Origin of the sequence: Serratia sp. ASV30, from assembly GCF_016428815.1 — a bacterium.
Lineage (GTDB): Bacteria > Pseudomonadota > Gammaproteobacteria > Enterobacterales > Enterobacteriaceae > Chania > Chania fonticola_C.
Genome location: NZ_JAELTL010000169.1, coordinates 1 through 638, shown reverse-complemented (window position 1 = coordinate 638; position 638 = coordinate 1). Strand labels below are relative to the sequence as shown.

The 638-nt window shown below is 33.7% G+C and carries 2 protein-coding genes; both read right to left on the bottom strand.

Features of this window, described 5'->3' with window-relative positions; genetic code table 11:
- Positions 1-386, bottom strand: a 386-nt coding sequence (locus tag JHD74_RS25935) for an ABC-three component system middle component 1 (RefSeq protein WP_199063899.1), incomplete at its 3' end; no start/stop codon positions are given.
- Positions 370-638, bottom strand: a 269-nt coding sequence (locus JHD74_RS26750) for a hypothetical protein (RefSeq protein ID WP_233169698.1), incomplete at its 5' end; no start/stop codon positions are given. The genes JHD74_RS25935 and JHD74_RS26750, both read right to left, overlap by 17 nt.

The window sequence follows — 638 nt, the reverse complement described above, 5'->3', positions numbered from 1 at the left end:
GCTTTAAGATCAAAACCAAGAAGTTCGTTATTAAGAATTTTTATTAATTTCGAATTTTCAACCGGAATCAACTCGTTCTCTACTATCAACTTCCTTGCGATATAGGTATCATTTTGAATGATGTACTTATTTTTAATATCAACCATTTCAGGACAAAGAAGCACCAAATATACATTCCATCTCTCAGACTCAACCTTTGGTTGGTGATAAACAGAAACAAAGTTTTGAATAGAATCCCACTCATCCACGAGACTCTTCGCTGACTCAAAAACACATAAAATGCAATTTATAAATGAATGAATTTCGGATGAATAAAAACCAAAACTAACAGATGGAAAATTTCTTTCTATTTCAGTAAAATCAAAATCTTTAATTGACATAGACATTATAAAAACTCCGCAACATGTTAATATGCTCTGACGAGTCCTTTTTATAAAAATCCTCTATATTATCTTTGACGCATCGCCTATGCAAACCTCGTATATGTGCGAGCTTGAGCGTCATATATTTTTCCTTTGAAACCTGATTTATCTTCAACCTACTACCAACAGGTCTTGGCCTTGCAATATTCGACAATACATCCTGAACCTGAAAACTTGCAGGCATCACTGTTGGTTCAGCCTCACAGTTATCAATAA